General features: G+C 58.2%; 5 protein-coding genes. 1 reads left to right on the top strand and 4 read right to left on the bottom strand.

From position 1 onward, the window contains the following. Window positions 1-179 precede the first annotated feature (179 nt). Window positions 180-2,696 carry a heavy metal translocating P-type ATPase gene (locus DC3_RS05870; RefSeq protein ID WP_146883013.1) on the top strand — a complete coding sequence of 839 codons (2,517 nt, stop codon included), beginning with the start codon at window positions 180-182 and terminating at the stop codon, window positions 2,694-2,696. 67 nt (window positions 2,697-2,763) lie between these two features. Here DC3_RS05870 and DC3_RS05875 read toward each other — a convergent pair whose 3' ends face one another. The 4 genes from DC3_RS05875 to DC3_RS05890 form a co-directional block, all read right to left on the bottom strand. Continuing rightward, window positions 2,764-5,520 (bottom strand): PAS domain S-box protein, encoded by a 2,757-nt coding sequence (locus tag DC3_RS05875; protein WP_186815858.1) that lies wholly within the window; start codon window positions 5,518-5,520, stop codon window positions 2,764-2,766. Window positions 5,521-5,584: 64 nt separating this feature from the next. After that, entirely contained in the window at window positions 5,585-8,563 is a 2,979-nt protein-coding gene (locus tag DC3_RS05880; protein ID WP_146883015.1) for an ATP-binding protein, read from the bottom strand. 265 nt (window positions 8,564-8,828) lie between these two features. Beyond that, window positions 8,829-10,862 (bottom strand): glycosyl hydrolase, encoded by a 2,034-nt coding sequence (locus tag DC3_RS05885; RefSeq protein ID WP_222594703.1) that lies wholly within the window; start codon window positions 10,860-10,862, stop codon window positions 8,829-8,831. Between the two features lie 11 nt (window positions 10,863-10,873). Next, the gene (locus DC3_RS05890; protein ID WP_146883017.1) at window positions 10,874-11,719 is read right to left on the bottom strand and encodes an Ig-like domain-containing protein; all 846 of its coding nucleotides are present in this window, start codon (window positions 11,717-11,719) and stop codon (window positions 10,874-10,876) included. Between the last annotated feature and the right edge of the window lie 308 nt (window positions 11,720-12,027).

Here is a 12,027-nt window from a genome sequence, read left to right on the forward strand (position 1 = left end):
TATAGGTCCTTGGTGGCCGTTTCGCAAGAGGTTTTCCAACATAAGAATGGAGACAAATGTCACTATCGCATGGTTTTCTGGTGTGAATCAGGCCCTGTGGATCTCCATTCAGCCCCTTGACCGATCCCCCCCGAGGGGATATAGTGAGGCATACCCCCTCAGGGGGACAGGAGGCAAGCATGAGCACAACCATCGAACTTGGCGTTCAGGGCATGACCTGCGCCGCCTGCGTGAACCGGGTGGAACGCGGCCTCAAAAAAGTGGATGGGGTCGAAGAAGCAAACGTCAACCTCGCCACCGAGCGGGCCGTGGTCACTTTCGATCCTGAAAAAACCACCCCGCAGGCCCTGATTGAGAAAGTCAAAGACATCGGTTATGAAGCGGTGGTCAGTGAACTGGAACTCCCCGTCTCAGGCATGACCTGCGCCAACTGTGTCTCCCGCGTGGAACGTGCCCTGAAAAAGCAACAGGGGGTGCTCTCTGCCTCCGTGAACCTCGCCAGTGAGCGGGCCACCGTGCAGTACCTGCCCACCACCGTCTCCCCTGCCCAGCTCAAACAGGCCATCCGCGATGCAGGTTATGAGGTCATTGAAGCCCAGAGTGGAGCCCAGCAGGAAGATGCCGAAAAAGCCGCCCGTGAACTCGAAGTCAAAAAGTTGCGTTCCAGCCTGACAATTGCAGCCGTGTTCTCTGTCCCACTGTTCTTCCTGGCCATGGCCCCGATGCTCTACATGCCTTTTGAGATGTGGCTCATGGACACCCTGGGTCACTGGGGTGACATCATGGTCATGAATGTCCTGATGCTCCTCCTGGCCACCCCTGTGCAATTTGGCCCTGGTATGCGTTTTTACCGTGGCGGCTGGAAAGCTTTAAAACACAGAAGCCCCGACATGAACACCCTGGTCATGATCGGCACCACCGCAGCTTACGCATACAGCGTGGTCGCCACCTTCTTCCCTGCCATCTTCCCTTCCAACACCGCCCACGTGTATTTCGAAGCTTCTGGAGTGGTGATCACGCTCGTGCTTCTGGGCAAATACTTTGAGGCCATCGCCAAGGGCAAATCCAGCGAGGCCATGAAGAAACTGCTCTCCCTGCAGGCCAAAAGTGCACGGGTGATCCGTGGGGGTCAGGAGATGGAAGTTCCTGTGGACGATGTGCGCCTGATGGAACAGATTCTGGTGCGCCCTGGCGAGAAAATCCCGGTGGATGGTGAGGTGCTGGAAGGCCAGAGTTTCGTGGATGAGAGCATGATCACCGGAGAGCCCATCCCCGTGGAGAAAACGGCAGGCAGCAAAGTGACAGGTGGGACCATCAACCAGCACGGGGTGCTGACCTTCAAAGCCACCCGCATCGGGGCGGACACCGCTCTCGCCCAGATCATCAAACTGGTGGAACGTGCCCAGGGCAGCAAACCCCCCATCCAGGGTCTCGCGGACAAGGTTGTTGCTGTTTTCGTCCCTATCGTGCTGGGCATTGCAACCCTCACCTTCCTGGCCTGGCTGATCTTTGGTGGAGACAACGCCCTTTCTCTGGCCCTCGTGCACACCGTGGCTGTGCTGATCATCGCCTGCCCCTGCGCCATGGGCCTCGCCACCCCGACCTCCATCATGGTTGGAACGGGCAAAGCTGCAGAACTCGGGGTGCTGTTCAAGAACGGTGAAGCTCTGGAGATGCTCCAGAAAGCCGACATTGTGGCGGTGGACAAAACCGGCACCCTGACGATGGGCAAACCCACCCTCACGGATTTTGTGGTGCAACCTGACTTCAATGAACGTGATGTCCTGGCCCTGGTCGCCAGTGCCGAGAAACCGAGTGAACACCCTGTGGCAGAAGCCATTGTAAAAGGGGCCGAACTGCGGGGGGTGGACCTGATCAAAGCGGATGCATTTCATGCAGTTCCTGGGTTTGGTCTGGAAGCCACCGTTTCTGGCCATAAAGTGCAGGTGGGCGCAGACCGTTACATGGGAAAACTCGGGCTCGATGTCTCCAGTTTTGGCGGGCAAGCCCAGGGTCTGGGATCAGAAGGCAAAACCCCCCTTTACGCCGCTGTGGATGGAAAACTCGCCGCGATCATTGCAGTCTCTGACCCCATCAAAGCCAGCACCCCGGAGGCCATCAAAGCTTTACACAGCATGGGCTTGAAGGTCGCCATGATCACCGGAGACAACAAAAACACCGCTGAAGCCATTGGCCGCCAGCTGGGCATCGATCAGGTGCTCGCAGAAGTGTTGCCCTCTGGAAAAGCCGACGCAGTGAAAACGCTGCAGGAGCAGGGCAAAGTGATCTTTGTCGGAGACGGCATCAACGATGCTCCGGCACTTGCTCAGGCGGATGTCGGACTGGCGATTGGCACCGGGACGGATGTGGCTATCGAAACTGCAGACGTGATCCTGATGGCCGGGGACATGCGCGGGGTGCCCAATGCCATCTCTTTAAGCACGTCCACCTTGAAGAACATCAAGTTCAATTTGTTCTGGGCTTTTGCCTACAACATCATCCTGATTCCGGTGGCTGCTGGAGTGCTGCAGTCCAGTCTCGGCTGGTCCCTTTCTCCGGTGCTTGCGGCAGCAGCCATGGGTCTGTCCAGTGTGTTTGTGCTGACCAACGCACTGAGACTGCGCAGTTTCAGGCCGCCTGTAAAAGTCCAGGACGCTCAAAAAGTCCAGAAGGCAACTCAGCCTCTGCAGGTGTAAAGTTTGATTCCCTGAAAATCCATGCAAAAGACCAGAAGACATGTCTTCTGGTCTTTTTTTGACTTCATCACTCTTCCAGGCTGATGGGGAGCCGGACCACGGCCGTGGTGCCCACCCCGGGTTCACTTTCCAGGTGGATCTCTCCGCCGTGCCCTTCCACAATCCATCTGGCAATGGGGAGGCCCAGACCTGTTCCACCGGGGTCCTCGCCACGGTATCTGGAGCGGTCTGCACGGAAGAACCTCTCAAAGACCCTGGGCAGGTCTTCTGCAGAAATGCCCATGCCGTTGTCCTTCACCCGGATCACGGCCTGGTCTGCTTCGCAGTTCAGGCTCAGGGTGATTTCCCCTCCGGGCGGGGTGTATTTCACGGCATTTTCCAGCAGGATGATCCCGACCTGCTTCAGACGGTCGGCGTCGCCAATGAGCTCTGTCGGGCAAAGCCCTTCAAGCTTCAGGGTGTGTTTTGGACTCATGCGTTCAATGTCCCGGAAGGCTTCGAGCAGCACCTCATGCAGCTCCAGGTGGTCCTCGTGCAGGGCCGCACCGGCGTCTCCTCGGGCGAGTTGCAGCATGTCGTGCACCAGACGGCTCAGGCGGTTGGCTTCTTTCTGAACGTCCCGGATGATGTCTCTTTTTTCCTCTTCTGGGATGTTCTTGAACCGCACCAGCAGGTCCATGTTGCCCTGAATGGCGGTGAGGGGGTTGCGCAGCTCATGGGCCGCATCCGCCACGAAGCGCTTCTGGGAGTCCATCAACTCCAGCAGGCGTTTTTCACTGTCCTGCAGGGCCGCCTCGGCCATTTTGCGGTCATGGATGTCGATGCACGCCCCGATGAAGCCCTGAAATTGCCCATCTGGTGTGAAGCGCCGGATGCCCCGGTTGACCAGCCAGCGGTACACCCCGTCATGGCGAAGCATGCGGAACTCCATTTCGAAGTCCGCAACGTCTGCATACGCCTGCTTGCACACCTGTGCGCAGTGGTTCAGGTCGTCCGGATGAACCAGGCTGAACCAGCCGTATCCGAGGTCTTCTTCACGGGAGCGTCCGGTGTAATCCAGCCACACCTGATTCAGAAAAGTGGTTTCCTGTTGCAGACCAGACATCCAGATCATCACGGGGGCACGGTCTGCTATGCGCTGGAAACGGAAGTCGCTTTCCATGAAGGCCTGTTCGGAGAGTTTGCGTTCGGTGATGTCCACCGCTCCCGTGAGGGCCATCAGGGGTCGTCCGTCTGCATCTCTGGAAAAAATGGTCTGCCTGCTGTAAAGCCAGTGCCAGGAGCCGCCCCTGTCCCGGAGGCGGTATTCGCGTTCGATGGTTTCGCCGTCCTGCAGCTGCATGAGTTGCTGGTGGTGGGCTCTGGCCTGGGCAAGCTCATCAGGGTGCATGGAGGCCACGAGGTCCTGCACGGGCATCTGGGTGATCTCTTCCGGGGTGTACCCCAGAATCTCCTGGATGTGCCGGTTGGCGTACATGATCCGCCCCTCATGGAGGTGGTTCAGGTACAGGACGGTGGGCATGGTGTCTGCGATGCGTTGCAGGAAATGCTGGCTTTCCTGCAGTTTCTGCTCGGACACTTTCAGGGCCGTGATGTCCTGCACAGTGCATCCAATGCCCAGCAGTTGCCCTTCCGGGGTGCGAACCGGGTAGTAGCTGCAGAGCCAGGTGAGGTCTTTGCGCATGCCTTCCACATTTTTTCCCGAAATTTCCAGGTTCAGCAGGGGTTCCCCAGTGTCCATCACCTTTCGCATGTGTGCTTCAAGATGGGGACCCGCCTGGGGGAACAGGTCGCTCAGTCGCTGCCCGAGGTGCTCACTGATGCTCTGATGGTTGCTGCGGGCCAGGGCAGGGTTCACCATGCGGAACCTCAGGTCGGTGTCCAGCAGGGCCACCCCGATGGGAACGTGGTCCATCATGCTCTGCAAGGTGGCAAAAGCCTCTTCCCGCTGCTGGGTCAGCAGTTTCTCGCACTGCTGCAGGCGCAGGCGTTCAAGGGCCTGACCGGACTGCTGGGCAAGGGTCGCCATGAACACCCGTTCCTGCGTGGCGAACGTTCTGGGCTGTTCAAACCCGAACATGATCACCCCCAGGGTCTGGTCCTCGAAGGGGATGGGACAGTAGGCCATCGCAGACACCTGGGACCGCAGGTTCATCTCCTTCAGGTGAGGGTAGGCTTCCCAGAAGGCTTCACGGCTCTCAAAGAAGAGGGGTTTGTGGGTGCGAACCACCTCCGACGCTGGAAGAGGAGCAGCCACTGGGAAACGCTGCATCGCCTTCATGGTCTGGGAGGTGAGCCCCTGGTAGGTCATGACCTCCAGTTGATCCCCATTCAGCAGCATCACGGTCGCGGCCACAGTCCCCAGCAGGGGGCGGCTGTGCTGCAAGATGACCTCCGAGAGTTCTCCCGCAGTCTGCACATGCATCAGGCCATTCAGCGCGGCCTGCAAAGTGACACTGTTTTCCACCACCACCTGGGCCTGCAGGGCCGAAGGCGCTGGATGCAGCACGAAAAGTCGGCATGGCTGGTCCTGCAGGCGCATCACGGAAGCCTGCAACTCAAACCGCTGGTCCTGCCCATTCACCTGCACCCTGAGTGGGGTCTGGTGACCGTGTGCAGGATCTGGGTCGTGCAACCAGGATTCCAGACCCTCCCGGCCTGCCACATGCAGGAGGTCAAGGAGGTTTCCTTCCAGGCCAACATGCTGAGACCACAACCCATTGCAACAGATCCAGGTTTGCTCGCCCCACAGGGCGCAGGGCAGTGGGAAGGCATCCAGGAAAGCTTGTGCAGTGGATCGAAAGGCATCTGTGGTCACAGTCATGGGGTCTCCCCTTCCAGTGTAAGCACTGCATGAGGAGAAAACTGTAGTTTCACTGGACAGATGATCAGGCAGGGGGTTCCTGGTCCAGAAGGGCAGTGTGAAAAATCCATTCCAGACCTCCGCGTGCTTCTGCGTGACCCCGCTCCAGCAGCAAGGATGGCGCTCTCGCTGGATGCCAGGACTCCAGGAGTTGTGCCTGTTCATCTCTTCCAAGGGCACGCAACACCACCAGGGCCCGTTCAATGGCTCTGGTGGCGAAGTGCAGCACGCCACTGCTCCCTGCACACTGAATGGCCTCCTGATAGGCTTTCAGTGCGGCAGCGGGCTGGTTCAGGGCTTCATAGACTTCACCAAGTGAGTGCAAGATGTCAACGCCTGCCCAGGTGTTTCCTGCCTGCCCACTCAACTGGAAACCTTCTTCCAGCACCCTGCGGGCCTCCATGTGGTGGCCCAGCACCAGCAGGGCATCTCCCAGGTCTTTTTTGATGTGCAACAGCAGGGTGTGGTACCCCATGTGCTGCGCAAGTGTGGCTCCGGTCCGCAGGGCGTCCAGGGCATGGGCGGAATGCCCTGTGCGGTGTAAAATGCGGCCTTCCACCCAGTAGAGGTAACACCAGTAGGGGGAGCGGCAACCCTTCAAGACCCGCTGGGCGTCCTGCAGGTGCAGACGGGCACGCTCCCAGTGCTCCAGGTCAATCAGGATCAAAGCCATGCCAATGTGGGAAATGGCATTTCTGAAGCGGGCCTGGTCCTGCAAGGCAGGGGCCTTGCTGAAGTGCACATCGTGTCTGGAGAGTTCTTCAGCCTGACCGTACCACTCCAGTGCACGGCCCATGTGGCCTTTTTGCATTTCACAGGAGGCCAGCCCTTGCAGCAGGGTCCAGCAGGCCCAGTGGCTTTCCAGGTCGGTCATGCCCAGCAAAGGGGTGACTTCAGACATTCCCGTTTCCATGCTTGCTGCGATCCATCCGACACGCATGTACAGGTAGGACAGGGCACCCCTGATCTGGGACCTCACCCTGCCATCGGTCTGCCGCAGCAGGGTCCCTTCCAGCAATTGAATGGCTGACAGAAACTGGCCTCGCAACTCTGCATGCTGGGTCAGCAGCCAGCATGCGGTCAGCACCAGGTTTTCCTGACCGTCCACTTGTGCAAGTGCAGCCCGCAGGTTCAACCATTCCTGCTCGATCTGATCGAGGGCTGCTTTGACCTGATGCTGGTCCAGCATGGGCACCTGAAGTTGCTGCAGGGCCTGCAACTGGGACACACAAAACCCCTGGCGGAGGGCTGCTGCATCAGGGTGCTGGCTCAGGTGCTGCTCGCAATACAGGTGAACCAGGGGCTGCATGTGGTACCTGCCATGCTGGTTGAAATGGATCAGGCTTGCATCCATCAGTTGCCTGAGGTCCCGCAAGTGAATCCCCAGGGGAGCTGCGCCCTGCAGGGTCCAGCCTCCCTGGAACACGCCAAGGCGAATCAGGTGGTCTTTCAGGGGAGGGTCCAGCAGGGAAACAGAGTGTTCAATGACATCCTGCATGCTGCGGTGTCGAACTGCAGCGTGGTGTGAAGCAAATTCCAGTTGCATGCTGCCGGTCTGCAGCAGGTGCACAACATCCTCAGCGGTGAGGCACTTCAGCCAGCCCGCCACCATTTCCAGAGCAAGCGGATTGCCTGCCAGGAAGGTGCAGATCTGTTGCAGGGGTGCAAAGTTGCTGGGAACAGCTTCGAGACCCGATTGCTCCAGGCGGGTCTGCAGGAATTGCAGTGCTTCTGAAAGAAGGCCTGTCTGGGCTTGCAGACCCATGCCTTGCAGGGAGTAAATGTATTCCATCTCCAGGTTGAGCACCCGTCTGCTGGTGAGGACCACCTTGAGGTGTCTTGTGGCTCCAAGCAGCACCCTGATCCATCCACGCAAAGGCTCCTGGGGCAGGTGTTCTGTGTTGTCCAGCACCAGCACCACCTGCCGGTCCTGCAGGTACTGCACCACAGGCTGCATCAGGTCCCCGGTTTCGGAGCTCACCAGGGACAGGGCACTGAACAGGGCAAGCTGCACTTCTTCCACTGTGGTCAGGTTTTCCACAGGAATCCCCAACCAGGTGTAGCCTTCCAGGGGCTGGTCCTGCAAGAGCTTTAAAACCAGGCGGGTTTTTCCCACTCCCCCTGATCCGTGCACGGTCAGGAGGCGGCAATGGGGCCGACCCAGCAGGTCCCTCAGTTCCTGCCTCTCTCGTGCCCGGCCCACAAAGCTGGTCATCGGTTCAGGAATCCACTGGGGTCCTTCGGTGGGGACAGGGGCAGGCTTTGCGGTTGAAACCTGAGCGGTCAGGTGAGCAGCCTGCAAGGTTTCCCAGCCCTGTGGATACTGGAGGCCCAGTTCCTGTTGAAAACGCAAGGTCAGTTCCTGGTGCACCTGACGGGCTTCTTGCACATGGTCCTGTTGCAAAAGCAGGTCCATCCATTGCAGGTAGGCATCTTCCAGCAGAGGGTCCAGTTTCAATCTGCATTGCAGCAGACGGATGGCTTCTTTCAACCTTTTCTGTTCCACCTGGGTGGTCACATGGTGTTGCAGGCGGCTGTCCAGTGCCCGGTGCACCTGAACCCGCCGGACCTCCAGCAGTTCTTCCAGGGCACTTTCTGTGGGCATGGAGAAGCCCTGCAGAAAAGGGCCTCTGATCAGGGCCTCCACCTCATCCAGCCCTGCAGGGGTCAGGAGGTGCTGTTGCAACAGGGCATTGAGTCGGTCCAGATCGGTTGAGGGCCTCACGCTCGAATTCCATTGCACCTGTTCGCGGGTGGCAAGCACCAGGGGTTCGCTGTCTGCAGGGATGGCCCGCAGGTGCCCGATGGCCTTGCGCAGCGAAGTGCGGCCCTGTTGCACAGAACCCTGGGGCCACAGCAGGTCAGCCACCTGCTCACGTGCATGCCATCCCGGGTGCAGGGACAGGTACAGCAGCAAAGCCCAGCATTTGCGGGTGGGCACCCGGATGTCCTGTTGTGCGATCTTTGCATTGAAAGGACCGAGATATTGCAAATCGACTGTCATGTGACCTTTCCAGCATTCCTTAAGGATTGTGCACAAAATTGGAATGCAGAGATTCAAATGAAGGTTTGAAGTTGCAGAAGAAAAAGGCACCTCAAAGGGTGTGAGACCATGGTAATCCTTTTCAGGCTGCCCATCAATTGTTTTCGGAAAATTCAAATTTTTCTGCACCCCGTCCAATACAGGTTCACAATTCAAGTCAATGTTGGCAGTTCAAATCAAAAGAGGCAGGGTTTCCCTGCCTCTTTTGATTTGTTCATGGTCCAGATCAGGGCTGCGCCTGAATCTCATCCAGATACACGGTTCCGGTGTTTCCCCCACCGACCTCTGCCTTGTTGACGTAGATTCCAAAATTGCGGATGTCTTTCAGCAGGTCGGCACTGAGGGTTTTTCCAGCGTTGCTGGTGTCCCACGGTGCCACTTTGAAGCTGCTGAAAGGCAGATCCAGCCACCCTGCAGCGGCTGAAGCCAGAGAGGGATAGGCCTCGAAAGCGATGCCACTGGCGTTCACCTGCAAAACCAGTTTGTTGTTGCTGCCATCTGGTTGCAGCCACAGGCGCAGTTTGCTGGCACTGGACCAGTTCACCCCACCCAGATTTTTGACCTGACCGGTGTACCCCTGACTGCCCAGCGTATAAGCAAATTGCAGTCCGTACTTGCCGCTCCCTTTGCGGGTCTCATTCAGGGTGATGGTGCTGGGGTCCCCTGCAGGGCTGTACGCGGTGTCCAGCAGGGCATTGCTGCCCTTGTATCGATCAAAGGTGTCCACAATCAGGGGGTCGGTTTCTCCTGCGCTGTCTCCCACGTACACCGGAATGCTGGTTTCCAGAGGGGCACCCCTGGTGGGGTAAACCTTCACGGTGAGGGTGGTTCCTGTTTCGTCGAGGGCTGCGTCGGGTTGCCACTCGGCAGTGTAATACTTCATCGGGGTGGAGGGGTCCAGAGCCATCTCAAACTCGGTGGGATCATTGCCAATGCGGTAAGTGACCTTGCTCACCCCCACATGCAGCACCTTCACCCGCAGTGTGGTTTGCGTCTTGCTGGAGAGGATGTCCTGCGCATTGGGTGTGGCAATGTGCAGCAGGGGTTTCTCAGGGGCGGTCTGGACGCTTCTGCCGTACACGTTTGCAGCGGTGACTTCCTTGCTGAATGCTGTGGCAGGATCTTTGTGGAATTCGGTGAAATCCATCAGCAGGTCATGGTCCCCCAGGCCTGCTGCGTTTTTGTAGGGCACAAAGAAGTTGCTGGTCCCGAAATTGGCCCAGGTGAGCATGTAGGCCATGCGGCTCGCGTCTCTGTCTGCTTGCAAGGCAGCAAGCAGTTTGGTGAAGAAATTCAGGTCCTGGGTCCCGGTGGGCCGCAAATTGGAATACCCAAACTCGGTCAGGGCAGCGACTTTTCCGCGCTGATCGGCAATTCTGGAAACAAGTTTGGCATCCTGCGCAGTACCGGAATACCACGCTGGAGATTTTCCGTCGTAGTAGGCATCGAGGCCCAGAATGTCCACGTATTCATCGCCGGGGTAGGTCTCCAGGTAGGTGGCTTCACTCTGGTTGAAAGGGACGTTGGGGGAGTAAGCAAAGAGGAAGTTGTGCACCCCCTTCACATCCCGCAGGTATTCCACCGTGTAGCGGTAGATGGCTTTGTACTGGTCTGCAGTGCGGTACGGTGCGCCCCACCAGAACCAGCCGCCGTTTTGCTCATGGAAAGGCCGGAAGATCACTGGGATGGGTTTGCCACTGTCGTCTTTGAGGTTCAGGGCAAAATCGGCAATCATGTCCAGAAACTGGTTGTACTCGGTGTGTTTGCTTCCTCCAGGCAGGATGTGTGAGACCACGTTCCCCTTGGTGTCGTAGAAACTGCCTCCCGTCACGAAATTGGGCATGTGGGCACTGAGGGCCAGCACCCCTCCTGCCTTGTAGGCTTTTTTCATGACCTCAATCAGGTTGTCGCGGCTCTGGGTTTTGTTTCCAGACACACCGGGTTTTTCAAACCCTTCCAGGCTGAGGGTGTCCCATCCGAACATGCCCGGGAAGTCTCCCACGCTGTTTTTCACTTCGGACTGGCTGCCGTCCTGTGCGGTGAGGGTCATGCCTTCGGTGGTGGCATGCTGGTGCCCGAAAATCACTTCTTTCCCCCGAACACTTTGCAGATAATCAAACAGTGATCGGGTGCGTTCATCGGCCTGGGGGTCCACCAGGTTCACTGCAGCTTTCGGAGGGGTCAGGGTGTTGCAGGCTGAGAGGGCAAGCAGGGCAAGCAGGCCAGTGAGGTTCAGGGAGGGGCGCATCAGGGGTTTCACAGCAGGTTTCCTCATTTCACCGAGACGTTGTCGATGTAAAAATCACCTTTGTTGAAATACAGGTGAAGGGCGTGCACTTCACTGAGGTCCGGGGCACTGCCATTGCAACTGATGGTGGACAGTTCAAGGGTGGCCGTGACGGTCTTCCCGGCATCCACCCAGGGCCAGTTTGCCCCTTCGCACCACGTCCAGGCGGTTCCGGTCTGCAGGGCAATGTTGTAAGAGGTGCCAGAGGTGCCCGTTTTCAGGTCGAAACTCAGGGTGGTTTTTCCTGCGAAGGACATGTCCCTGTTGACGCTGAACCAGTCTCCGTTTGCCGTTGTGGAGTGAATCAGCAGGGACTTTGTGCCCTGCGTGTGGAAATCACCTGACACCTCCACACTGCCCCCTCCATCATTCAGGGCCTTCCAGCCTTCAGGGCCGCTCTCGAAGGAGAACAGGGTGTCTCCTGCAGGGGCTTCTTTCTCGGTGAGTTTCACGGTGATGGTGGCGGTTTTTGAGGTGCCCCCACCTGAGTCCCGGACCGTGTAGGTGGCCACCGCTGTTGCCGGGTCTGCCGTTTTCGCGGTGAACTGCACCTTGCCTGCTTTGACCTCGAAGGCGCCTGCAGTGTGCTCCCAGGAGGTCTGGATTCCGGCTGTCTGTGCATCAAGGTCGATGGTGGCAGCCTCCAGGGTCTGGCCTGTGCTTGCAGTGTCGTTGGCCAGCACATCCAGCATGACGGACCCTCCCGTTTCTGCAGTGAGGCTGGCATTGTCGTTGCGGGCGGTGGGAGTGGCGGGAGGTTGTGGCACGGCGGTGTTGCAGGCCACCATCAGGCACATCAGGGTGAGCAAGGCAGGAAAGGTGCGGGACACGGGATTGATCCTCCTGAAACACGACATGAAACGCTGGTTCCAGCAGGCAACCCTGGAGGTTGCCTGCTGGAAGGACAGCAAAGGGCGGGAGGTGGCTGCCCATCAGCAGACCACCCGAACACGACCCGCAGGTGCGGGCTCCTCAGGTTCAGTGAATGTGTCCTGACTATAGCTTTTGTTTAGCAAACTGTCAAACCTCTACCTCAAAAATCATCGAGCCAGCAGGGGCATCATTTCCAGATCCAAAATGTATGTAGCTTTATTCCTCATCCCAGAAGACGAATTTCTCTTTTTACTTTCAGCTGCAG

The organism is Deinococcus cellulosilyticus NBRC 106333 = KACC 11606 (genome assembly GCF_007990775.1).
Taxonomy (GTDB): Bacteria; Deinococcota; Deinococci; order Deinococcales; family Deinococcaceae; genus Deinococcus_C; species Deinococcus_C cellulosilyticus.